This is a genomic window from Streptomyces sp. NPDC092369 (assembly GCF_044755245.1).
GTDB lineage: Bacteria > Actinomycetota > Actinomycetes > Streptomycetales > Streptomycetaceae > Streptomyces.
Window position 1 is genome coordinate 26,621 of sequence record NZ_JBIVQP010000003.1, and the last position, 21,642, is coordinate 48,262.

Genomic DNA, 21,642 nt, shown 5'->3' on the forward strand with positions numbered 1-21,642 from the left:
CGCGTGCTCATCGAGTGCTCATCGCAATCTCGACCTACTTCCAACTCGCGGAATACCGGGCCGCACGGAGGTTCCGTACGACTCGCTCTTACGGTGTTGCCTGCTCGACGTAGAGGCGCAACGCCTTTGTGTCGAGCGCTCCCGGGGCGCGCAGCGCCCTCGTGAACGCCCGGCGGCGTACCGCCAGGTCGAGACAGACCAGGGCGGGATGCACATAGGCACCCCGGCCGGGCAGCGTACCGCGATGATCGGGGACGCACTCGCCCTCGACCGCCACGATGCGCAGCAAGTCCTTCTTGGCCGCTCGCTCCCGGCACCCCACACAGGTGCGCTCAGGGCATGCGCGGGCTCGCGTCCGGCCAGACACTCTTAAGTCTACCTCCCCGCACCGACCTCACCCCTTGGGGGCAAGAATCGAACGGTTGTTGTCGTGATCTCAGCCAGCGACGGCTCAGATCTATTCCTCGGGCTGCTCCGTGTCGGGCCGGATGTCGATCCGCCAGCCGGTCAGCCGGGCCGCGAGGCGGGCGTTCTGGCCCTCCTTGCCGATGGCCAGCGACAACTGGTAGTCCGGCACCGTCACGCGCGCGGAGCGGGCCGCGAGGTCCACCACCTCGACCTTGGAGACCCGGGCCGGGGAGAGCGCGTTGGCGACCATCTCGGCCGGGTCGTCCGACCAGTCGACGATGTCGATCTTCTCGCCGTTCAGTTCGCCCATGACATTGCGGACCCGGCCGCCCATGGGGCCAATGCACGCGCCCTTGGCATTGAGCCCGGAGCGGGTGGAGCGGACGGCGATCTTGGTGCGGTGGCCGGCCTCGCGGGCGATCGCGGAGATCTCGACGGACCCGTCGGCGATCTCCGGCACCTCCAGCGCGAAGAGCTTCTTCACGAGGTTGGGGTGGGTACGGGAGAGCGTCACGGACGGGCCGCGGACACCCTTCGCCACCCGCACCACGTACGACCGCAGCCGCATGCCGTGCTGGTACGTCTCGCCGGGCACCTGCTCCTGCACCGGCAGGATGGCCTCCAGCTTGCCGATGTCGACGAGCACGTTCTTCGGGTCGCGGCCCTGCTGGACCACGCCCGTGACGATGTCGCCCTCACGGCCCGCGTACTCGCCGAGCGTCGCGTCGTCCTCGGCGTCGCGCAGCCGCTGCAGGATGACCTGCTTGGCGGTGGTGGCGGCGATACGGCCGAAGTCGGACGGGGTGTCGTCGAACTCGCGCGCCTCCTGCCCCTCCTCCAGGTCCTCGGGGTCCTCCTTCGCCCACACCGTGACGTGACCGGTCTCGCGGTCGAGCTCCACGCGCGCGTGGCGGCGGCTTCCCTCGGTTCGGTGGTAGGCGATGAGGAGGGCCGACTCGATCGCCTCGACCAGCAGGGGGAAGGAGATCTCCTTCTCCCGTACCAAGCCCCGCAGGGCACTCATGTCGATGTCCATGGCTACGCCTCCTCTTCCTTCTCGTCGGACTTCGCGTCGGACTGCTCGTCGGACTTGTCGTTGTCCTTGCGGTTGAACTCGACCTGCACGCGCGCCTTGTCGATGTCGGAGAAGGCGAGTCTGCGGCTGGTGGGCTTGCGGCCCTTCACGCCGGGCACTTCGAGGTCGAGGCCCTCGTCGTCGACCGCCAGGATCCTGGCGACCAGCTCGTCACCCTCGACCGGCTGGAACTTCACCAACCGCCCCACGGCACGCACGTAGTGGCGGTGTTCCTTCAGGAGGCGCTCGGCGCCCGGGGTGCCGACCTCGAGCGTGTACTCGCCCGCGCCCATCGCGTCGGTCTCGTCGAGCTTCGCCGAGAGCGCGCGGCTCACATCGGCGATCTGGTCCAGGTCCGCCCCGGTGTCGGAGTCGACGACGACACTCAGCACACGCTTGCGTCCGACGGAGTCCACCGCGATCTCTTCGAGATCCAGTCCCTGGGAGTTGACGAGCGGCTCCAGGAGCTCTCGCAGCCTCTCGCTCTGGGTGGTGCTCATCCGGGTGACTCCTCGGCCGCGTGTGCTGTTGTGGGAAGGTCGCGTGTCTGGTCAAAGGGTATCCGGTCGCGGGGTGTGTTGCCGTCCACGTACGGACCGTCGACGGCCCTCGCACACACGGGCGGTGCCGGTGAGGGGTGCCGGGCGGGGGCGCGGGTACGGTGATCACCTGCGGGCCGCCCTTCCCGCCCGCGGATTCGTACGAGCCTTCGAGGACGACTGCCGTGCCGTACCCCCCGCCACCGCGCACCCCCTCGGGTCCGCGCAGAAGAACCCTCCTCGCCTCGGCCGCCGGCGCCGCCCTGCTGACGGGCTGCTCCGCCGGGTCCGGCGAGGACGAGGAGAACACCAGCGGCAGCATGTCCGCGACCGCGCGGGTACGCGCGCGTGCGGCCCGGGACAGCTCCGGCCTGGCGGAACGCTACGACGCCGTGATCGCCGCGTACCCGGCCCTCGCGGAGCGCCTGGCACCGCTGCGGGCCGAGGTCGTACGGCACGCGGTGGCCTTCGGAGGTTCGGGGGCGCAGCCGAGCACGGGGAACGCCGGAAGCGAGGAGAGCGCGGGTACGGGGACGAGTACGACGTCCCCCGCGGCCTCGCCGTCCGGCACCGCCGTCCCCGCGACCGAACAGGACGCCCTCGTCGAGCTGGCCGCCGCCGAGCGCGCGCTCGCCGACCGGCGCACCGCGGCACTCCTCGATGTACCGGGAGAACCCGCCCGGCTGCTGGCCTCGGTGGCGGCGGCCGGGGCGGCCCACGCGTATCTGCTGACGGAGGGTGCCCGGTGAGCGATGACGGGAAGAAGGCGGTCAAGGCGCAGCTCGCGGCCTTCCAGGCGGCACTGGCGGCGGAGCACGCGGCCGTCTACGGGTACGGGGTCGTCGGCGGCCGGATCCGCGAGGGGCGTCGGACGGAGGCCCGGTCGGCGTACGACGCCCATCGGGCCCGGCGCGACGCGCTGGCGCGGGAGGTGCGGGACCTGGGCGGTACGCCGGTCGCGGCCTCGGCGGCGTACGCGCTGCCCTTCGCGGTGACGGACTCGCCCTCCGCCGTGCGGCTCGCCGCGGAGCTGGAGGACCGGGTGGCCGGGGTGTACTCCGACCTGGTGCGGGCAACCGACGGCGAGCGGCGGCGGACGGCCGCCGGGGCGGTGCGGGAGGCGGCGGTGCGGGCGGTGCGCTGGCGCGGCGAGAGCGTAGCCTTCCCAGGGCTCGCCGAACGGGCTTCCGACGCCTCGGCGACGCCGACGCCCACGGTGACGCCTGCTGGGTGACGCGTAGGGGAAAGGAACTGCTCGCGTATGGCTTTCGAACCGCCGCAGCGTCTGGTGCGGGCGCTCGGTGAGACGGCACCGGACGGTGACGGCTGGTTGGAGAAGCTGCCCGCGGCGGCGCAACAGGCCGTCGCTCTACGCGAGTTGACCGTGGAGCGGGTGCAGGTGCCCGGTGGGCGCAGCAGCCTGGTGGTGCTGGTGCGGCGGGCCGACGGGACGCCGGCCGTGCTGAAGCTGGCGCCGCCTCGGGCCCGGCCGGAGAGCGAGCGGGTCGCGCTGGCGCACTGGGGTGGGCGGGGTGCGGTGCAGCTGCTCGACGGGGTCGAGGGCGAGGGGGTGCTGCTGCTGGAGCGGTTGCATCCCGATGTCTCGGTGCGGTCGTTGCCGGAGGCGAAGGCGTTGCTTGAGGCGGCGGGGGCGTTGCGGCGGCTCTGGGTCGAGCCGCCGGGTGGGCATGTGTTCGAGACGGTGGCCGAGCGGACCGGGCGACAGGCCGGGGCGATGAGGGCGGGGGCCCGCGGAGAGGTTGTGGCGCTGGTCGATGCGGCGCTGGCGGCTCGGGAGGAGTTGTTGGCTGCGCCGCCGGAGGTTCGGTTGCTGCACGGCACGTTTCGGCAGAGCAAGGTGTTGGCGGGTGAGCGGTCTCCTTGGTTGGCGGTGGGGCCGGATCCGGTGGTGGGTGAGTGTGCGTTCGATCTTGCGCGGTTGGTTCGGGATCGGGTGGAGGATCTGATCGCTTCGCCTTCGGGGGCGGGGACGACTCGGCGGCGGGTCAAGCGGCTTGCCGAGTCGTTGGAAGTGGATCAGGAGCGGTTGCGGGGGTGGACGTTGTTTCGGGCGGTGGAGTCGGGGGTTCGAGCGCTTCGGGTGGGGCGGTTGAGGGATGCCGAATTGTTGCTGGAGTTTGCCGGGTGGCTCTAGGGGTTGCGTGTTGTCTGCGGGTGCGTGGGGGCTGGTCGCGCCCACGCGGCGGAGCCGCAAATCGATACAGCCCCGCGCCCCCGAGGTCCGTCACCTGAGCGCCAGCTTCAAAGCTAGGACTGGACAGTCTTCCGCTGCTCTGCGAGCCCGCCTTGCTGTGCGGGGCGGGACCGGAGCCCCGTCCACCAGGGGGTAGCCCCATTCGTCGAGAGTGATGTGGTCGGGTAGGAGCTCGGCGCACAGGCCGTGGCCCCGGCAGGACGTCCAGTCGATGTCGATGTGCTGGTCCATGTCAGCTCTCCTGAGGGACTGGCAGCAAGGGTGTGTGGTCGGTCGCCGTGCACAAACCCCTTGCGTGGGCGTCCAGTTCGGCCGCGAAAGTAGTGAGTGCGCTGCGGACCAGGCGGGCCGTGCCGTCGGGGTGGTGGCAGGCGCCTCGGCCTTCCACCAGGCCGGACCAGCGGGTCAGGGCGGTACGGGCGGTTCCTTGGGGACCTGGTGTCGCCAGGGACTGGAACGCGGCGGCCATGCGGGGCAGGCCGTTGAGGCAGGGGCCGCATTGGCCTGCCGACTGGAGGGCCAAGTAGCGCAGGACCCGGGCGGTTTCGATGAGGCCGCAGTGGGTGATGGGGAGGGTGGCCAGGACGCCGGCGCCCATCGTGGTTGCGTCCAGGGGGAGTTGGGCGGCTTCGGGGGCCGGGATCCAGGTGCCGTGGTAGCCGCCGAGGAGGACTGCCGACGTGGTGGCGTCCAGGGGGATGATTCGGCTCAGCGGCATTCCGAACGGAGCTTCCACGACCCGGACTTGACGGCCGGGGACGTGAACCGTGCACAGGGCGCTGCCGGGTTGGGTCGGGGTGCCCGCGGTGCGGAACCAGTCGGCGCCGTAGCGGGCGACCAGGGCGAGGTGGGCCAGGGTCTCGACGTTCTGGACGAGGGTGGGTGCCCGGCGCACTCCGCGTTCGCGCACGGGCGGGTCCTGGTGGACCGGCAGGGCGGCGGTGCCGGAGAGGTACTGGGCCAGCGCCGAGGACTGCCCGGACAGGAACCTCTTCGGCACTCGTACGACGGTGACGCGGAGCGGGTCGGTGCGCCGGGCCAGTACGGCTTCCAGGTAGGAGGCGCCGTCCTCGACCGCGAGGTGGGCCTCGTCCGCGCCGACCGCCTGTGCCGCGACCTGCAGTCCGTCCAGGACCAGGTGCGGGGAGAGGCGCAGCAGCGTCTTGTCCTTGTGGCTGGCGGGCTCGCCCTCGGCGCCGTTGGCGACGACCACCGGGGTGCGGCCGGTGCGGCGGCCCGCGTCGGCGACCGCGACCAGCTTGCGGTACACCGCGAACGCCGCTCCCCCGCGCCCGGTGAGCCCGGACTCCGAGACCGCGCGCAGGACGCCGTCCGGATCGCCGTACGCCAGGGGCCCGTACCGCTGTTGGTGCGTGGCGAGGTCGGCCGGGGTGCCGCCGGGGGCGAGCAGGCGCGGGGACATGTACAGGTCGGGGAAGGTCGCGGTCATGAGCGGGCTCCTTCGGCGGTGCGCAGCAGGGCGGCGGGGGTGCGGCGGGCCGCGCGGGCGGAGTGCGCCAGGCGGATGCCGACGGCGGCGACGACCGCGGCCACGCATGAGACGGTCAGCCAGGTCATCCAGTCGGCGCCGGTGTCCGTGCCGATGCCGATGCCGTGAACCAGGGCGACGGGCCAGGAGGCGTACGCGAGCCAGTGCACGGCGCGCCAGGCGCGGTGCCCCATCCGGGCGCGGAGCAGGCTGGTGACCACGACCGCGAGCATCAGGTCGAGGGCGACGGTGCCGAGGCCCAGCCACAGCGGCTGGTAGTTCGAGGCGAACGGGACGACGACGTCCACGACCGTGATGTCGACGTAGCTGTCGATCACCGCGAACGCGATGTGCAGGGTCAGGAAGGCCATCGCGGAGAGGGAGAGGCCGCCGCTGTGCAGGCCGACCGTGGCGTACGGCCCTTGCGCGGGCGTCTCGTCGACCGCTCCGGTCACGTCCTGGACGCGGATCTGCCAGCCGCCCGCCGGGGACTCGCCCGCGACGGCCGTGTCGCCGCCGAGGCTCACCAGCACTCCGCAGCCGGCCGCCTCCGCGAGCATCGTGGCGGCCCGGTCGGCGGCCCAGGCCTTGGCGGTCGCGCCCAGATCGAGCCGGACGCCCGCAGGGACGGTGACCGTGTCCGTCGTACGGTCCAGGCGGACCGTACGCCAGCCAGGGGCCCGCTTCACGGTGAGCCGGACCGGCCGGTCGTCCTCCTGAACGAGGGTGAAGTCACGGTCGTAGCCGATCGCGTCCATCGCCGAGCCGACCGTGGGATCGACGGTTCCGTCGGTCATCTCGGCGGCGCGCAGGGCGACTTCGAGGGCCTGGGCGAGCAGTGGACTGACCCGGACCGGGCGGCCGTCGGTGGTGTCGAGGGCGGCGAGTTCGGAGTCGGCGCGGAAGCGGCTGCAGGCCGCGTCCACCTCGGCGAGGAGCCGGGCGAGCAGCAGGTTGCAGGAGTCGAGCAGGGCCGGCGCGGTGACGACCAGACGGACGCCGGTGCCGAGGGCACGCCATTCGGCGGCGGCCGTGGTGCGCGGGGCGGTGTGCGGAGTGGCGTGCGGGGCGGCGGTCATCACGACGCCCCCGAAGTGGAGTCGGTGGAGCCGCCGTTGGAGGAGGTGAGACCACCGCTGGAGGACGAGCCGCTCGACGAGGAGCTGTCGGTCGAGGATGAACCACTGCTCGACGAACTGTCCGTCGACGAACTGTCCGTCGAGGAACCGCCGTTGGACGAGCCGCTCGACGTCGACGAGTCCGTCGTACCGCTACCGCTGTCACTGCTCGTGGTCGTGTTCGTCGAGGACGCGCTCGTGTCCGTGTCCATCGTGCCGATGAGCGCGAACATCCCGGCGGCGGCCGCCAGAGTGACCGCCGCCGCTGTCGCCGCCGTGCGCCGGGCCCCTCTGCGGACCGCGGCCGCGGCACCTCGTTCCCTGCTGTTCATGGCCGTTCCCCTCCCTGGTGACTCTGTGTCACTCACCACGGTCGGGGAACGGCCTGAGAGAAGTCTGTGAGGCGCCCATACGCCCCGGCAGAACTCCCTGAGAGGTGCCTTAAATCAGGGCGTCAGGCGGTGAGACGGGCGATCGCCTCGTCCACCGTCAGCTCCTCGCGCTCACCGGACTTGCGGTCCTTGAGCTCCAGGACGCCCTCGGCGGACCGGCGGCCCGCCACCAGGATCTGCGGTACGCCGATGAGTTCGGCGTCCGTGAACTTCACACCCGGGGAGACGCCGGCCCGGTCGTCGACCAGGACGCGCAGGCCGGCCGCGCGCAGCTTCTCGGAGACGTCGAGGGCGAGTTCGATCTGGAGGGCCTTGCCGGCAGCGACGACGTGCACGTCGGCCGGGGCGACCTCGCGGGGCCAGACCAGGCCGTGCTCGTCGGCGGTCTGCTCGGCGAGGGCCGCGACCGCGCGGGAGACGCCGATGCCGTAGGAGCCCATGGTGACGCGGACCGGCTTGCCCTGCCGGCCCAGGACGTCGAGCTTGAGGGCGTCGGCGTACTTGCGGCCCAGCTGGAAGATGTGGCCGATCTCGATGGCGCGGTCGAGCTTGAGGCCGGTGCCGCACTTCGGGCAGGGGTCGCCCTCCCGCACGACCACGACGTCGACGTAGGTGTCGACCTCGAAGTCCCGCCCGGCGACGACGTTCTTCGCGTGCGTGTGCTCCTTGTTGGCGCCCGTGATCCAGGACGTGCCGGGGGCCACGCGCGGGTCGGCGATGTACGTGACCTTCTCGCCGCGACCCTGCGGACCGACGTAGCCGCGGACCAGGTCGGGACGGCCGGTGAAGTCCTCCGCCGTCACCAACTCGACGGTGGCGGGGGCGAAGTGGGCCTCGACCTTGCCCAGGTCGACCTCGCGGTCACCGGGCACACCGACCGCGACGATGTCGCCGTCGACCTTCACCAGGAGGTTCTTCAGGGTGGCGGAGGCCGGGACGCCGAGGGAGGCGGCGAGGGTCTCGATGGTGGGGGTGTCGGGGGTCGGGATCTCTTCGAGCGCGGGCACGCCGGTGGCGTCCGCCGGCTTCAACTCGTAGGAGATCGCTTCGGTGTTGGCCGCGAAGTCGCAGTTGGGGCAGTCCGCGAAGGTGTCCTCGCCGGCCTCGGCGGGGGCCAGGAACTCCTCCGACTTGGAGCCGCCCATCGCGCCCGCGGTGGCGGCGCAGATGCGGTAGTCGAGGCCCAGGCGCTCGAAGACGCGCTGGTAGGCCTCGCGGTGCAGGGCGTAGGACTTGGCGAGGCCCTCGTCCTCCGTGTCGAAGGAGTAGGAGTCCTTCATCAGGAACTCGCGGCCGCGCAGGATGCCGGCGCGGGGGCGGGCCTCGTCGCGGTACTTGTTCTGGATCTGGTAGAGGATGACCGGCAGGTCCTTGTAGGAGGACGCCTGGTCCTTCACCAGCAGGGTGAAGATCTCCTCGTGGGTCGGGCCGAGCAGGTAGTCGCCGCCCTTGCGGTCCTGGAGGCGGAACAGCTCGGGGCCGTACTCGTCCCAGCGGCCGGTCGCCTCGTACGGCTCGCGGGGCAGGATCGCGGGGAGCAGCACCTCCTGGGCGCCGATCGCGTCCATCTCCTCACGCACGATCCGCTCGACGTTGGAGAGGACCTTCTTGCCCAGCGGCAGCCAGGACCAGATGCCGGCGGCGGTGCGGCGGACGTAGCCGGCCCGGACGAGGAGCTTGTGACTGAGGACCTCGGCGTCCGCCGGGTCGTCGCGCAGCGTCTTCGCCATCAACTGGGACATGCGCTGGACCGGTGCGTTCGCCATGGTTCTCGTACTCCTGCCGGAAAAGGGTGATGGCTAGGAGGTTAGCCGGGCGCGCTGTGGGGGTGGAAATCGGTTATCTGCGGCGGAGTGGGAGGGGGGCTCCCATGACCGCGTACGGCTTCGGGGCGCTCGGGAAGAGGACGCGGCGGGCCAGGTCCTGGTAGCCGAGGGAGTGGTAGAGGCCGCGGGCCGGGCTGTCGGTGTCGATCGCGGAGAGGATCGAACGGGGCTCGGCGGCACCGTCCGTGATCGTCGTGATCAGGGAACGGCCGATACCGCGATTCTGGTGGCCCGGGTGGACGTGCAGCTCGGTGATCACGAAGGAGTCGTCGAGCCAGTTGTCGTGACCTTGTTCGTGGAGGTAGGGCTCGACGACGGTGGACCACCAGTGGCCGCGGTTGTTGGGCATTCCGTACACGAACCCGACGAGGTGTCGTCCGACGGTCGCACCGAGGGCCCGCGCGCCGGGGTGGGTCATGTGGCGGAGGACGATCTGGCGGCGTACGGCGACTTCGTCCGCGCCGAGTCCGAAGGCGACGGCCTGGACGGCCAGGGCCTCGTCGACGTGGGTGGAGAGGTCGAGGGGGCCGATGACGAGGTCCATGCGGGGAGGGTACAGGGGGGCGTCGGTCATCTGCCTGGTGCGGGTTGCAAGTGGCTGACGGTGACTAGAACAGGACGCTCATGAACGCGCCGATCTCCTGGAAGCCCACGCGGTGGTACGTCCGCCTCGCCGGGGTGTTGAAGTCGTTCACGTAGAGACTCACCAAGGGAGCCACGTCGGCCAGGGCGTAGCGCAGGACCGCTGCCATGCCCGGGGCCGCCACGCCTCTCCCCCGGTACTCCGGGGCCACCCATACGCCCTGGATCTGGCAGGCCTGCGAGGTCGCCGCGCCGATCTCGGCCTTGAAGACGACCTTGCCGTGTTCGTCGACGCGGGCGAACGAGCGGCCCGCGCCCACGAGTTCGGCGACCCGGGCCTGGTAGAGGAGGCCGCCGTCGCCGGCCAGCGGGGAGACGCCGACCTCCTCGGTGAACATCGCCACGCAGGCCGGCATGATCGTGTCCATCTCGTCCTTGCGGATGCGGCGGACGTAGGGATCGGGGGCGATGTCGGTGGGCATGCGGTCGGCGACCATGAGGGGCTGGCGGGAGCGGACCTCGCGGGCCGGGCCCCAGCTCGGTTCGAGGAGCCGCCACAGCTGGGAGACGGCTTCTGCGGGGCCGACGATCGAGGAGCAGCGGCGGCCGGCCCGGCGCGCGCGGTCCGCGAAGGACCGGACGGCCTTGGGGGTGGCGCAGATGGGGACCAGGTTGGCGCCCGCGTAACAGAGGGACGTCAGCATGCCGTCCTCGTAGAAACCCCACATCTCGCCGCCGAGTCGCCAGGGGTCGAGGCCGGCGATCTGGACGCGTGATGTAACGAAGGCGTTCGCGACGGGCTCGCGGTCCAGAACTGCGAGCGCCGCTTCCAGGTCACTCGGTTCGAGCACTCGGGAGGTGGTCTGGGTCAACACGTGCGGGGCCTCACCCTGAGGGTTCTGCTGATCTGCGCACTGTACCTGCGGAAGCTGAGCGGTGCTGCCCCTGTTTTTGTGCGGGTGCGTTCTGCGGCTTGCGTGGGTGTCCGGACCGTCGTCTGGGGGCTGCCGCCCCCAGGCCCCCGCTTTCGGCCTGAACGGCCTCGTCCTCAAACGCCGGACGGGCTGGAATTACGAACCGGCGTCGAGCAGTTGGCGTGAATGGCAGCCCCCCGCCACGGAAAGCCGCTCGGGCCGCTGCCGACACCGACCCTCGGGTCACCGTCGGCAACGACCTCCAGGTCACTCCCAGCGGCAGCCTTCCGGCCCCCGCCCCCGAAAACCCTCAGCCCGCCACCGAAACCGACGGCTCGCCCGAGGTGATGCCGTCCGCCTCCATCTGTTCGGCCAGCTTCATGGCCTCTTCGATGAGGGTCTCGACGATCTTGGACTCGGGGACGGTCTTGATGACCTCGCCCTTGACGAAAATCTGGCCCTTGCCGTTGCCGGAGGCGACGCCGAGGTCGGCCTCTCGGGCCTCGCCGGGGCCGTTGACGACGCAGCCCATGACGGCCACCCGCAGCGGGACCTCCATGCCGGTCAGGCCTGCCGTGACTTCCTCGGCGAGCTTGTAGACGTCGACCTGGGCGCGGCCGCAGGACGGGCAGGAGACGATCTCCAGGCCGCGCTGCTTGAGGTTGAGGGACTCCAGGATCTGGTTGCCGACCTTCACTTCTTCGACCGGCGGTGCCGAGAGGGAGACTCGGATCGTGTCGCCGATGCCCTGGCTGAGCAGGGCGCCGAAGGCGACGGCCGACTTGATCGTGCCCTGGAACGCCGGGCCCGCCTCCGTCACGCCGAGGTGCAGCGGGTAGTCGCACTGGGCGGCGAGCTGGCGGTAGGCCTCGACCATGACGACCGGGTCGTTGTGCTTGACCGAGATCTTGATGTCCCGGAAGTCGTGCTCCTCGAAGAGGGACGCCTCCCAGAGGGCGGACTCGGCGAGCGCCTCGGGGGTGGCCTTGCCGTACTTCTGGAGGAGGCGGCGGTCCAGCGAGCCCGCGTTGACGCCGATGCGGATCGGGGTGCCGTGGTCCTTGGCGGCCCGCGCGATCTCCTTGACCTTGTCGTCGAACTGCTTGATGTTGCCCGGGTTCACGCGGACCGCGGCGCAACCCGCCTCGATCGCCGCGAACACGTACTTCGGCTGGAAGTGGATGTCCGCGATCACCGGGATCTGCGACTTGCGGGCGATCGTCGCGAGGGCGTCGGCGTCGTCCTGCGTGGGGCAGGCCACGCGGACGATCTGGCAGCCGGACGCGGTCAGCTCGGCGATCTGCTGGAGGGTCGCGCCGATGTCGGACGTACGCGTGGTCGTCATCGACTGCACCGACACGGGGGCGTCGCCGCCGACCGCCACGGTACCGACCTGGATCTGCCGGCTCTTGCGGCGCTCGGCGAGCCTGGTCGGAACGGACGGCATGCCGAGAGAAATCGCAGTCATCTGCTGTGCAACCCCAAGTCGTGGATCAAGGCCCCGGTCCCGGAACAACGGGCTCCAGGCTTCGAGATTACGTCACCGGCACGGGCCCGAGCACATCCCAGCGGTAAACCCACTCAATGGAGAACGGCCCGGCACAAAGGATGCCGGGCCGTCACAAACCAGGAATGGCTACGAGATTTTCACCGGGTTAACGACGTCCGCCACCAGGACCAGCAGCGTGAAGCAGACGAAGATGCCCGCCACCACGTACGCCACCGGCATCAGCTTCGCCACGTCGAACGGACCGGGGTCCGGGCGGCGCAGGAGCTTGGCCGTGTGGCGGCGCAGCGACTCCCACAGGGCACCCGCGACATGGCCGCCGTCCAGGGGCAGCAGCGGGAGCATGTTGAAGAGGAACAGGGAGAGGTTGAAGCCGGCCACCAGCATGACGAACATCGCCAGCTGCTGGCTGGCCGGGATGTCCAGGGTGAAGATCTCGCCGCCCACCCGGGCCGCGCCGACCACGCCCATCGGGGAGTCGTCGGCGCGCTCGCCTCCGCCGAAGGCCGCGTCCCACAGGGCGGGGATCTTGCCGGGCAGCGCCACGATGGAGTCGACGGCGTCACCGACCCGGTCGCCCATCCAGGTCACCGACTCGCCGAAGTCCTGCTTGACGACGCCCGTGGCCGCGCTGAAGCCGAGGAAGCCGGCGTTGACGTACTTGCCCTGGACGATCTGGCCGCTGGAGTCCTTCTTGGCGACCTGGTTGGTGGCGATCGTCGCGTGGAGGTCGATCTCCTTGCCGTCGCGCGAGACGACGATCGGGACGTCCTTGCCGGGGTTGGCGCGGATGAGGTCGGAGAGCTTGTTCCAGTCGTCGGTGCGCACGCCGGCGAAGGAGACGATCTTGTCGCCGGGCTTGAGGCCCGCCGCCGCGGCCGGGGAGGGCTCGTCGCCCTTGGTGCAGTTGTCGCGGTTCTCACTCTGTGCGATCACGCACTGGGAGACCGAGCTGACCGTGGTGGTCTGCTGGGCGATGCCGAAGCCCATCAGGACGGTGAGGAAGAGCGCCACCGCCAGGATCAGGTTCATGAACGGGCCCGCGAACATCACGATGACCCGCTTCCACGGGGCGCGTGTGTAGAAGAGGCGACTCTCGTCCCCGGGGCGCAGTTCCTCGAAGGCCGCCGAGCGGGCGTCCTCGATCATGCCGCGCCAGGGCGAGGTGGAGCGGGCCTCCAGGCGGCCGTCGGGTCCGGGCGGGAACATGCCGATCATGCGGATGTAGCCGCCGAACGGGATGGCCTTGAACCCGTACTCGGTGTCGCCCTTCTTGCGTGACCACAGGGTCGGTCCGAAGCCGACCATGTACTGCGGCACCCTGATGCCGAAGAGCTTGGCCGTGGACAGGTGGCCCAGTTCGTGCCACGCGATCGAGACCAACAGGCCGAACGCGAAGACGACTATGCCGAGGATCATCATCAAGCTCGTCATGCACGCGCCTCCGCGGTCGCCGTCTGCGCTGTCAGTTCCCGGGCCCGGGCCCGTGCCCAGGTCTCCGCTTCGAGGACGTCCGACACGGTGAGTGAAGTTCCCGCGCCGGGCGTGCCGTGCTCCTCGACCACTCTTGTCACGGTCTCCATGATTGCGTTGAACGGCAGTGCGCCGCCGCGGAACGCCTCCACGCACTCCTCGTTGGCCGCATTGAACACCGCCGGGGCGGTGCCCGCGAGCTCACCCACGTGCCGGGCGAGGTTCACCGAGGGGAACGCCTCATTGTCCAGGGGGAAGAACTCCCACGTCGAGGCCTTGCTCCAGTCGAAGGCGGGCGCCGCGTCCGGAACCCGCTCCGGCCAGCCGAGCCCGATGGCGATCGGCCCGCGCATGTCGGGGGGTGTCGCCTGGGCGATCGTCGATCCGTCCGTGAACTCAATCATCGAGTGGACATACGACTGGGGGTGCACGACGACCTCAATGCGGTCGAAGGGAATGTCGTAGAGAAGGTGCGCCTCGATGACCTCAAGGCCCTTGTTGACCAGGGTCGCCGAGTTGATCGTGATCACCGGGCCCATCGCCCAGGTGGGGTGGGCGAGGGCGTCCTCGACGGTGACGTCCGCCAGTTGTGACTTCGTACGGCCGCGGAAGGGGCCGCCGGACGCGGTGACGACGAGCTTGCGCACGTCGGAGCGGGTGCCGGCCGCCAGTGCCTGGAACAGGGCCGCGTGCTCGGAGTCGACCGGAATGATCTGTCCTGGCTTGGCCAGCGCCTTGACCAGCGGGCCGCCGACGATGAGCGACTCCTTGTTGGCGAGCGCGAGGGTGCGGCCCGCCTCCAGGGCGGCGAGGGTGGGGGCGAGGCCGATGGAGCCCGTGATGCCGTTGAGGACCGTGTGGCAGTGAGAGGCGGCGAGGTGCGTGGCCGCCTCAGGTCCCGCGAGGATCTCGGGAAGCGGCTCGCCGGGACCGTACAGACTGGTCAGCGCCTCGCGCAGGGACGGTACGACGTCCTCGCGGGCCACCGCGACGGTCCGTACCCGCAGCCGGTGCGCCTGCTCGGCGAGGAGGGCGACCCGGCCGCCGTTGGCGGAGAGGCCGGTGACCCGGAAGCGGTCGGGGTTGCGCAGTACCAGGTCGATGGCCTGGGTGCCGATCGATCCGGTGGATCCGAGGATCACCACGTCCTTCGGTCCGCCGCCCGCGACCGGGTCGTAGACGAGGTGCGGGTCGGCGAGGGGGGCTGGACTGTCGCTCATCCCTCCATTGTGGCCGCATCGGACCGCGAGGAGGACAGCGCGTCCCTCGCGCGGGTGGCTTGTCGCTTCCTGGGCCGAATGAAGCAGAAACCCCCTTTGTGAAGTCCGAGTGAAGATCGTGTGATAACACTTCTCTACCGACCGGGGGAGACATCGGTCGGGGGGACGAATTTCTTGGGATTCTTGGGGGATTTCCATGCGGATACGCACCGCTCTGCCCGCGCTCGCGGGCGCCGCCGTACTCACCGGCACCCTGCTCAGCACACCCGCCGAGGCCGCCGGCGGAGTCATCGTCTACCACGTCTGGTTCGACAGCCCGGGCTCGGACAACCGCTCGAACGCGAGCCTGAACGCCGAGTGGGTGCAGATCAAGAACACCAGCCGCTCGGCGATCTCGCTCAAGGGCTGGATCCTGAAGGACACCTCGAACCACAAGTACGTGTTCAAGAACATCAAGATCGGCGCCGGCAAGTACATGAAGGTGCACACCGGCAAGGGCTCGGACACCGCGTCGAACAAGTACCAGGGCCGCGGCGCGTACGTCTGGAACAACACCAGCGACACCGCCACGCTCACGAAGTCGACCGGCTCGAAGGTCGACTCCTGCTCCTGGACGACGCGGGATCCGAGCGACAAGTACTGCTAGTCGGACTACGTCACCGGCCGGTGCACGTTGTCGGTCTTCGAGGGCCCGGGGGTCGCGTCCGCGATCCACGGCCCCTCGCCCGACGGGTCGACGATGCCCTGCTCCAGCCACTGGTACGTGCCCGCCATGACGCCCTTGACCACCTTGCGGTCGACGGTGTCGGTGTTGCTCCACAGCCGGCCGAAGAGTTCCTCGACGCGCAGCCGGGACTGGCGGCAGAAGGCGTCGGCGAGTTGGTAGGCCTCGCGGCCGTTCTCGCCCTGGGAGCGCAGGAGTTCGGCGCGTACGCAGGCCGCGCTCATCGCGAACAGTTCCGCGCCGATGTCGACGATCCGGCCCAGGAAGCTCTGCTTGGTCTCCATCCGGCCCTGCCAGCGGGACATGGCGTAGAAGGTGGAGCGGGCGAGCTTGCGGGCGGTGCGCTCGACGTAGCGCAGGTGCGGGGAGAGGTCCACCTCGCGCTTGAACTCACCGTAGGAATTGGGGAGTTGACCCGGGCCCGCGACCAGCTTCGGCAGCCACTTGGCGTAGAAGACACCCGCGTTGGCGCCCGCCTTCGCCTTGTCCGTGAGGGACTTGTCGGGGTCGATGAGGTCGCCGGCCACGGAGAGGTGGGCGTCGACCGCCTCGCGCGCGATCAGCAGATGCATGATCTCGGTCGAGCCCTCGAAGATGCGGTTGATACGAAGGTCGCGCAGCACCTGTTCGGCCGGCACCGCGCGCTCGCCGCGGGCCGCCAGGGACGCGGCCGTCTCGAAGCCGCGGCCGCCGCGGATCTGGACGAGTTCGTCGGCGATGAGCCAGCCCATCTCGGAGGCGTAGAGCTTGGCGAGCGCGCCCTCGATGCGGATGTCGTTGCGGTCCTCGTCGGCCATCTGCGAGGACAGGTCCAGGACCGCCTCAAGGGCGAAGGTGGTCGCCGCGATGAAGGAGATCTTCGCGCCGACGGCCTCGTGGTCGGCGATCGGCTTGCCCCACTGCTCGCGGGCCGCGGACCACTCGCGGGCGATCTTCAGGCACCATTTGCCGGCCGCCACGCAGGACGCGGGCAGCGAGAGGCGGCCGGTGTTGAGAGTGGTGAGGGCGATCTTGAGGCCGGCGCCCTCCGGGCCGATGCGGTTGGCGGCCGGCACCCGGACCTGGTGGAAGCGGGTGACGCCGTTCTCGATGCCGCGCAGGCCCATGAAGGCGTTGCGGTTCTCGACGGTGATGCCGGGCGAGTTGGTCTCCACGACGAAGGCGGTGATGCCGCCCTTGCCGCCCTCGGTCTTCGGCACCCGGGCCATCACCACCAGCAGGTCGGCGACGACGCCGTTGGTGGTCCACAGCTTCACACCGTCGAGGATGTAGTCGTCGCCGTCGCGCACCGCGCTGGTGGCGAGGCGCGCCGGGTCGGAGCCGACGTCGGGCTCGGTGAGCAGGAAGGCGCTGATGTCGGTGCGCGCGCAGCGCGGGAGGAAGGCCTCCTTCTGCTCGGCCGTGCCGAACATCTTCAGCGGCTGCGGTACGCCGATCGACTGATGCGCCGACAGCAGCACACCGATCGCCGGGCACGCGGAGCCGGCCAGCGCGAGCGCCTTGTTGTAGTACACCTGGGTGAGGCCGAGCCCGCCGTACTTGGTGTCGATCTTCATCCCGAGGGCGCCGAGCTCCTTGAGCCCGTTGATGATCTCGTCGGGGATTCTGGCCTCGCGCTCGATGAGCGCCGCGTCCACCTTCGTCTCGCAGAAGTCGCGGAGCTTGGCGAGGAACTCCTCGCCGCGCTGGACGTCCTCGGCGGCGGGTGTGGGGTGCGGGTGGACGAGGTCCAGCCGGAAGCGGCCGAGGAAGAGTTCCTTGGCGAAGCTGGGCTTGCGCCACTCCTGCTCCCGGGCGGCCTCCGCCACCTGGCGGGCCTCGCGTTCGGAGACTGTGGCCTTGACGGGGGGATCGCTGGATGGTGCGGACATGAGGGTCACCTCGCCGCGAATCGGGTTCTCGGACCAGTTGGTTACCGACGGGTGCTACCCGATCGTTAGTACCCGATCCCGGGCGACCCCACCACCCTTCGCGCAGCCGTCCGACGGATTGAGGTGTTGCGCCGGGGGTCCGTCCGGGGGACGGTTCGGGTGCGGGTCGAGGCACGGTTGGGGTCCGGGTCGGGGCACGGCTCCCGAGTCGCGGGGCACCGGTTCGAGAAAAGCTGTCGAAGCGCTTCGACAACCTATGGACACCCACCCGCGCCGAAGCTAATGTCGAACCATCCTCACCCGTCCCTGTTCGTAATGCGCACTGTCGAAGCGCTTCACACCGCTTGGAGAGCTGGATGGTCACCCTCGCCGAGGTCGCCCAGCACGCCGGAGTCTCGGCGAGCACGGTGAGCTATGTCCTCAGCGGGAAGCGGTCCATCTCCGTGACCACCCGGCTGCGGGTCGAGCAGAGCATCCGCGAGCTCGGGTACCACCCGAACGCGGGCGCGCGCGCCCTGGCCAGCAGCAAGTCGAACATCATCGCGCTGATGATCCCGCTGCGCACCGACATGTACGTGCCGGTGATGATGGAGATCGCCATCGCGGTCGCCACCACGGCCCGGACCCACGGTTACGACGTCCTGCTACTGACCGGCGAGGAGGGCCCGGACGCGGTGCGCCGGGTCACCGGCAGCGGGCTCGCCGACGGAATGATCCTGATGGACGTCGAACTCGACGACGAGCGGCTGCCGTTGCTGCGCGGCACCGACCAGCCGGCCGTGCTGATCGGGCTGCCCGCCGACACCACCGAACTGACCTGCGTGGACCTCGACTTCAGGGCGACGGGCGCGCTGTGCGTCGAGCACCTGGCGACGCTCGGCCACCGCGACATCGCTGTCATCGGCGAGGCCCCCGCGGTCTACGAGCGGCACACCGGTTTCGCCGAGCGCACACTCGACGGACTGCGGTCGCGGGCCAACGAGTTGGGCCTACGACTGCTGCACCGGCCGTGCGACGGCGGGTACGACGCGATGGCGCTCACGCTCGCCCGCATCCTGGACGAGCGCCCGGGCACCACGGGCTTCGTCGTGCAGAACGAGTCGGCGGTGGAGCCGCTGCTCGCCCTGCTGCGCGGACAGGGCCGGGCCGTGCCGGAGGACGTGTCGGTGGTGGCGATCTGCCCGGAACAGGTCGCCGTGCAGGCCTCGGTGCGCCTGTCGTCGGTCGCCATCCCCGCGCAGGAGATGGGCCGGCACGCGGTGGAGCACCTGGTCGCCAAGCTGGACGGCCGCGGCAAGGACGAAGTCGTGCTGATCACACCGGAGTTGACGGTGCGGTCCAGTACGGGTCCGGCGCCCTCGACGTCCTGACCCTCCGCGTTTCAGGTTCCACGTTCCACGTGCCGGTGCGGGTCAGTCACCCCTGTCCGCTTTCCTCCAGGAGCACTCCTCGTGAATCAGCCTGCCGAAAACCAGTCCCCGACCGGCGCGGTGAGCCTCGCGCAGTCGTCCCCCACCGTCGGCACCTTCCGTGAGCGGGACGGCGCGCTGGAGTGGAGCGGCCGTCAGGAGACGCTGCGCGTCGAGCCGTGGGGTCCGGACGCCGTCCGGGTCCGGGCCCGGCTCGGCGGTCCCGTCCTCGACGGACTGCCGGGCGCGCTGCTCGCGGACGCGCCGCCGACGTCGTACACCGTCAAAATCGAGGGCGGAAAGGGGCAGTTGACCGTCGGGGCGCTCACCGTGGAGGTGGACGCCGAAGGGCTGATCCGGTTCCTGCGCACGGACGACCGCGTGGAGATCCTCGCCGAGGAGCGAGCGCACTTCTGGTGGCCGGGCTCACGCCTGTACACGGCCGTCGGCAACGGCCACCACCGCCTGGAGCAGCGGTTCTCGGCCTACGACGACGAGAAGCTGTTCGGCCTCGGGCAGCACCAGCACGGGCAGTTGGACCAGAAGGGCCTGGTGCTCGACCTGGTGCAGCGCAACGCCGAGGTCTCCATACCGGTGCTCTGCTCCAGCCGCGGCTACACCCTGCTGTGGAACAACCCGGCGATCGGCCGCGTGGAACTGGCCCGCAACGGCACGCGCTGGGTCGCCGATTCGGCCCGGCAGATCGACTACTGGATCACCGCGGGCGCCCCGGCGGACGGCCAGCGCCGCTACAGCGCGGTGACGGGCCGTACGCCGATGCTGCCGCAGTGGGCGGCCGGTTTCTGGCAGTGCAAGCTGCGCTACCGGACGCAGGACGAACTCCTCGCCGTGGCACGGGAGTACAAGCGGCGCGGGCTGCCGATCTCGGCGATCGTCTGCGACTTCTTCCACTGGACGCACCTGGGCGACTGGAAGTTCGACCTGGCGGAGTGGCCCGACCCGGGGGCGATGGTCCGTGAACTGGCGGACCTGGGCATCAAGTTGGTGGTCAGCGTCTGGCCGTCGGTGTCGCCGCTGTCGGAGAACCACCCGTTGCTGGAGCAGCGCGGCTACCTCATCGGCACGCAGTACGGCCCGATGGCGCACGCGGACTGGCCCGACAAGGGGGTCGCGTCCACCGTCCAAGTCGCCTTCTACGACGCCACGAACCCGGAGGCCAGGGAGTTCGTGTGGTCGAAGGTGAAGGAGAACTACCTCGACCCGTACGGCATCACGGCCTTCTGGCTGGACGCCTGCGAGCCGGAGCTGAAGCCCGGGTTCCAGGAGAACCTGCGGTACTGGACGGGCCCGGGCCTGGAGGTCGGCAACAGCTACCCCGCCGAGAACTCCCGGACGTTCTACGACGGGTTGCTCGCCTCGGGCGCCGGGGACGACGAGATCATCACCCTCAACCGCTCGGCCTGGGCGGGCAGTCAGCGCTACGGCGCCGCCCTGTGGTCCGGCGACATCGGCACCGACTTCCCGACCCTGCGCCGCCAGATCGCGGCCGGCCTCAACACCGCCCTTTCCGGCATCCCTTGGTGGAACACGGACATCGGCGGCTTCCACGGCGGCGATCCGGACGATCCCGCGTACCGCGAAGTGATGGTCCGCTGGTTCCAGTTCGGCGCCCTGTCCCCGCTGATGCGGCTGCACGGCTTCCGTGACCCCGGCATGGCGCTGGGCCCCGACATGACCGGCGGCCCCAACGAGGTCTGGTCCTACGGCGAGGAGACCACTCCGATCCTGGCGAAGTACCTGCGCCTGCGCGAGCGCCTGAAGCCGTACGTCCTGGACATGATGCGGGAGGCCCACGAGGAGGGGCTGCCGCCGATGCGTCCGCTGTTCCTGGAGTTCCCGGACGACCGCGCGACCTGGACGGTGGACGACGCCTATCTCTTCGGCCGGGATCTGCTGGTCGCCCCGGTGCTGACCGCGGGCGCCACGGCCCGCACGACGTACCTCCCGGCTGGCGCGACCTGGACGGACGCGTGGACCGGTGAGACGTACCAGGGCGGTGCGGCCGTGACGGTCGAGGCCCCGCTCGACCGCATCCCGCTGTTTTTGCGGGACGGGGCGCGGCTGCCGGTGGCGGAGTAGACGCGGGGGTGGCCGGTCCCGTGGGGAAGGGACCGGCCACCCGGCGATCAACAACTGCGGATCAACTACTGGTGACACTCTCGCTGTTGACGGTGAAGTTCAGGCCGCCGGAGGAGGACGTGATCTCGAAGCCGAACTGCACGTCTCCGATGGTCACGTTGCCGAACCAGCCCTTGGTGTCCTTGATCCACTTCAGGATCGGCAGGACGTTGACCGTGCCGGAGCTGGAGTTGGAGGTGCGGATGAAGGAGAACACGTCGTTGGCGCCGTTGTTGCCCTTGTAGACGGTCCAGGTGTGGCCGCCGAGGGTGAGGTTGCCCTGCGAGGTGCCGAGCGGGCCGACGGCTCCGGTCTTGTTCATCCAGAGCATGATCTCGTAGTCGTAGTTGGTGTCCCAGATGTCGTACGACGTGTTGTACGCGCCGGACGACGGGACGGAGACGTTGTAGCTGCTGGAGAGCGAACCGAGCGAGGTGATCGACTTGTTGATGACCTTCTTGGCGTTGGGGTAGGACTTGATGCCGCCCGTGTTGGGGTGGTTGGCGTTGACGCCCCAGTTGGTACCGGAGTTGGCCCAGATGCACTGGCTGCCGGCGCCGGAGCCCCAGATGTTGTTGTAGAGCGTGTAACCGTTCAGCGAGGTGTTGCCCCACTGGTCGCAGGAGCTCCAGACGGCGGCCGAGGCGGGGGCGGAGGCCAGTGCGACGGTGGCGCCGAGCGCGAGGGCCGGGGCCAGCAGCGCCATGGTGACCCTGCTCAGGGTGCGTGTTGCCATGGTGT

Annotated in this window: 21 protein-coding genes; 7 read left to right on the plus strand and 14 right to left on the minus strand. The window is 70.2% G+C overall.

Features of this window, described 5'->3' with window-relative positions; all coding sequences use genetic code 11:
* Positions 1-88 precede the first annotated feature (88 nt).
* The 3 genes from ACIQI8_RS17095 to rimP form a co-directional block, all read right to left on the minus strand.
* Positions 89-367, minus strand: a complete 279-nt coding sequence (locus tag ACIQI8_RS17095) for a YlxR family protein (protein ID WP_266961235.1) — start codon at positions 365-367, stop codon at positions 89-91.
* Between the two features lie 90 nt (positions 368-457).
* The gene (nusA, locus tag ACIQI8_RS17100) at positions 458-1,444 is read right to left on the minus strand and encodes a transcription termination factor NusA (protein WP_402350588.1); all 987 of its coding nucleotides are present in this window, start codon (positions 1,442-1,444) and stop codon (positions 458-460) included.
* A gap of 2 nt (positions 1,445-1,446) precedes the next feature.
* On the minus strand, positions 1,447-1,983 hold the full coding sequence (rimP, locus tag ACIQI8_RS17105) for a ribosome maturation factor RimP (protein WP_402350591.1): 537 nt from the start codon (positions 1,981-1,983) through the stop codon (positions 1,447-1,449).
* 224 nt (positions 1,984-2,207) lie between these two features.
* Here rimP and ACIQI8_RS17110 point away from each other — a divergent pair, with 224 nt between their 5' ends.
* Genes ACIQI8_RS17110 through ACIQI8_RS17120 form a run of 3 tightly spaced genes read left to right on the plus strand, consistent with a single transcriptional unit; the run spans position 2,208 to position 4,177 of the window.
* Complete coding sequence (locus ACIQI8_RS17110) at positions 2,208-2,771, plus strand: hypothetical protein (protein ID WP_402350594.1); 564 nt, start codon at positions 2,208-2,210, stop codon at positions 2,769-2,771.
* Positions 2,768-3,256, plus strand: a complete 489-nt coding sequence (locus ACIQI8_RS17115; RefSeq protein WP_402350597.1) for a ferritin-like domain-containing protein — start codon at positions 2,768-2,770, stop codon at positions 3,254-3,256. Before ACIQI8_RS17110 ends, ACIQI8_RS17115 begins: the two co-directional genes overlap by 4 nt.
* A 27-nt stretch (positions 3,257-3,283) precedes the next feature.
* Positions 3,284-4,177 (plus strand): aminoglycoside phosphotransferase family protein, encoded by an 894-nt coding sequence (locus ACIQI8_RS17120; RefSeq protein WP_402350600.1) that lies wholly within the window; start codon positions 3,284-3,286, stop codon positions 4,175-4,177.
* Positions 4,178-4,267: 90 nt separating this feature from the next.
* On the opposite strand, the gene ACIQI8_RS17125 is transcribed toward ACIQI8_RS17120, so the two are convergent.
* The 3 genes from ACIQI8_RS17125 to ACIQI8_RS17135 are packed head-to-tail and all read right to left on the minus strand — an operon-like array spanning position 4,268 to position 6,805.
* Entirely contained in the window at positions 4,268-4,468 is a 201-nt protein-coding gene (locus ACIQI8_RS17125) for a ferredoxin (RefSeq protein ID WP_402350603.1), read from the minus strand.
* Between the two features lies 1 nt (position 4,469).
* Complete coding sequence (locus ACIQI8_RS17130; RefSeq protein ID WP_402350606.1) at positions 4,470-5,687, minus strand: NADH-ubiquinone oxidoreductase-F iron-sulfur binding region domain-containing protein; 1,218 nt, start codon at positions 5,685-5,687, stop codon at positions 4,470-4,472.
* Complete coding sequence (locus ACIQI8_RS17135; RefSeq protein ID WP_402350609.1) at positions 5,684-6,805, minus strand: FAD:protein FMN transferase; 1,122 nt, start codon at positions 6,803-6,805, stop codon at positions 5,684-5,686. The genes ACIQI8_RS17130 and ACIQI8_RS17135 overlap by 4 nt, the downstream gene beginning before the upstream one ends.
* A gap of 45 nt (positions 6,806-6,850) precedes the next feature.
* Here ACIQI8_RS17135 and ACIQI8_RS17140 point away from each other — a divergent pair, with 45 nt between their 5' ends.
* Positions 6,851-7,246: a hypothetical protein gene (locus ACIQI8_RS17140; RefSeq protein WP_402350612.1), complete on the plus strand. Its 396-nt coding sequence runs from the start codon at positions 6,851-6,853 to the stop codon at positions 7,244-7,246.
* Positions 7,247-7,298: 52 nt separating this feature from the next.
* Here ACIQI8_RS17140 and ACIQI8_RS17145 read toward each other — a convergent pair whose 3' ends face one another.
* The 6 genes from ACIQI8_RS17145 to dxr all read right to left on the minus strand — a co-directional run bounded on the left by ACIQI8_RS17145 (position 7,299) and on the right by dxr (position 14,758).
* Complete coding sequence (locus ACIQI8_RS17145; protein ID WP_402350615.1) at positions 7,299-9,002, minus strand: proline--tRNA ligase; 1,704 nt, start codon at positions 9,000-9,002, stop codon at positions 7,299-7,301.
* 73 nt (positions 9,003-9,075) lie between these two features.
* Positions 9,076-9,606 carry a GNAT family N-acetyltransferase gene (locus ACIQI8_RS17150; protein ID WP_402350618.1) on the minus strand — a complete coding sequence of 177 codons (531 nt, stop codon included), beginning with the start codon at positions 9,604-9,606 and terminating at the stop codon, positions 9,076-9,078.
* A gap of 64 nt (positions 9,607-9,670) precedes the next feature.
* The gene (locus ACIQI8_RS17155) at positions 9,671-10,519 is read right to left on the minus strand and encodes a GNAT family N-acetyltransferase (protein ID WP_402350621.1); all 849 of its coding nucleotides are present in this window, start codon (positions 10,517-10,519) and stop codon (positions 9,671-9,673) included.
* Between the two features lie 349 nt (positions 10,520-10,868).
* Entirely contained in the window at positions 10,869-12,026 is a 1,158-nt protein-coding gene (gene ispG, locus ACIQI8_RS17160) for a flavodoxin-dependent (E)-4-hydroxy-3-methylbut-2-enyl-diphosphate synthase (RefSeq protein WP_402350624.1), read from the minus strand.
* 168 nt (positions 12,027-12,194) lie between these two features.
* Positions 12,195-13,487, minus strand: a complete 1,293-nt coding sequence (locus ACIQI8_RS17165; protein ID WP_402353954.1) for a M50 family metallopeptidase — start codon at positions 13,485-13,487, stop codon at positions 12,195-12,197.
* An 8-nt stretch (positions 13,488-13,495) separates the two neighbouring features.
* Positions 13,496-14,758, minus strand: coding sequence for a 1-deoxy-D-xylulose-5-phosphate reductoisomerase (gene dxr, locus ACIQI8_RS17170; protein ID WP_402350627.1), 1,263 nt, complete (start codon positions 14,756-14,758; stop codon positions 13,496-13,498).
* 196 nt (positions 14,759-14,954) lie between these two features.
* Between dxr and ACIQI8_RS17175 the strand changes: the two genes are divergently transcribed.
* Positions 14,955-15,404 carry a lamin tail domain-containing protein gene (locus tag ACIQI8_RS17175; RefSeq protein ID WP_402350630.1) on the plus strand — a complete coding sequence of 150 codons (450 nt, stop codon included), beginning with the start codon at positions 14,955-14,957 and terminating at the stop codon, positions 15,402-15,404.
* 5 nt (positions 15,405-15,409) lie between these two features.
* Here the strand turns inward: ACIQI8_RS17175 and ACIQI8_RS17180 are convergent, their stop codons facing one another.
* Complete coding sequence (locus tag ACIQI8_RS17180) at positions 15,410-17,353, minus strand: acyl-CoA dehydrogenase family protein (protein WP_402350633.1); 1,944 nt, start codon at positions 17,351-17,353, stop codon at positions 15,410-15,412.
* Positions 17,354-17,709: 356 nt separating this feature from the next.
* Between ACIQI8_RS17180 and ACIQI8_RS17185 the strand changes: the two genes are divergently transcribed.
* Both ACIQI8_RS17185 and ACIQI8_RS17190 read left to right on the plus strand, forming a co-directional pair.
* Positions 17,710-18,723 (plus strand): LacI family DNA-binding transcriptional regulator, encoded by a 1,014-nt coding sequence (locus tag ACIQI8_RS17185; protein ID WP_402350636.1) that lies wholly within the window; start codon positions 17,710-17,712, stop codon positions 18,721-18,723.
* Positions 18,724-18,804: 81 nt separating this feature from the next.
* A complete protein-coding gene (locus ACIQI8_RS17190) occupies positions 18,805-20,862 on the plus strand; it encodes a TIM-barrel domain-containing protein (protein ID WP_402350639.1) in 2,058 nt (685 codons plus the stop codon).
* Positions 20,863-20,923: 61 nt separating this feature from the next.
* Here ACIQI8_RS17190 and ACIQI8_RS17195 read toward each other — a convergent pair whose 3' ends face one another.
* A complete protein-coding gene (locus ACIQI8_RS17195) occupies positions 20,924-21,637 on the minus strand; it encodes a hypothetical protein (protein ID WP_402350642.1) in 714 nt (237 codons plus the stop codon).
* Positions 21,638-21,642: the final 5 nt, after the last annotated feature.

What these genes read in the sequence shown, in the direction of transcription:
- ispG (WP_402350624.1), bottom strand. Translation starts at nt 12,026, where the DNA reads ATGACTGCGATTTCTCTCGGCATGCCGTCCGTTCCGACCAGGCTCGCC.
- ACIQI8_RS17135 (WP_402350609.1), bottom strand. Translation starts at nt 6,805, where the DNA reads ATGACCGCCGCCCCGCACGCCACTCCGCACACCGCCCCGCGCACCACG.
- ACIQI8_RS17195 (WP_402350642.1), bottom strand. Translation starts at nt 21,637, where the DNA reads ATGGCAACACGCACCCTGAGCAGGGTCACCATGGCGCTGCTGGCCCCG.
- ACIQI8_RS17125 (WP_402350603.1), bottom strand. Translation starts at nt 4,468, where the DNA reads ATGGACCAGCACATCGACATCGACTGGACGTCCTGCCGGGGCCACGGC.
- ACIQI8_RS17185 (WP_402350636.1), top strand. Translation starts at nt 17,710, where the DNA reads ATGGTCACCCTCGCCGAGGTCGCCCAGCACGCCGGAGTCTCGGCGAGC.
- dxr (WP_402350627.1), bottom strand. Translation starts at nt 14,758, where the DNA reads ATGAGCGACAGTCCAGCCCCCCTCGCCGACCCGCACCTCGTCTACGAC.
- ACIQI8_RS17145 (WP_402350615.1), bottom strand. Translation starts at nt 9,002, where the DNA reads ATGGCGAACGCACCGGTCCAGCGCATGTCCCAGTTGATGGCGAAGACG.
- rimP (WP_402350591.1), bottom strand. Translation starts at nt 1,983, where the DNA reads ATGAGCACCACCCAGAGCGAGAGGCTGCGAGAGCTCCTGGAGCCGCTC.
- ACIQI8_RS17175 (WP_402350630.1), top strand. Translation starts at nt 14,955, where the DNA reads ATGCGGATACGCACCGCTCTGCCCGCGCTCGCGGGCGCCGCCGTACTC.
- ACIQI8_RS17150 (WP_402350618.1), bottom strand. Translation starts at nt 9,606, where the DNA reads ATGGACCTCGTCATCGGCCCCCTCGACCTCTCCACCCACGTCGACGAG.
- ACIQI8_RS17120 (WP_402350600.1), top strand. Translation starts at nt 3,284, where the DNA reads ATGGCTTTCGAACCGCCGCAGCGTCTGGTGCGGGCGCTCGGTGAGACG.
- ACIQI8_RS17180 (WP_402350633.1), bottom strand. Translation starts at nt 17,353, where the DNA reads ATGTCCGCACCATCCAGCGATCCCCCCGTCAAGGCCACAGTCTCCGAA.
- ACIQI8_RS17165 (WP_402353954.1), bottom strand. Translation starts at nt 13,487, where the DNA reads ATGATGATCCTCGGCATAGTCGTCTTCGCGTTCGGCCTGTTGGTCTCG.
- ACIQI8_RS17130 (WP_402350606.1), bottom strand. Translation starts at nt 5,687, where the DNA reads ATGACCGCGACCTTCCCCGACCTGTACATGTCCCCGCGCCTGCTCGCC.
- nusA (WP_402350588.1), bottom strand. Translation starts at nt 1,444, where the DNA reads ATGGACATCGACATGAGTGCCCTGCGGGGCTTGGTACGGGAGAAGGAG.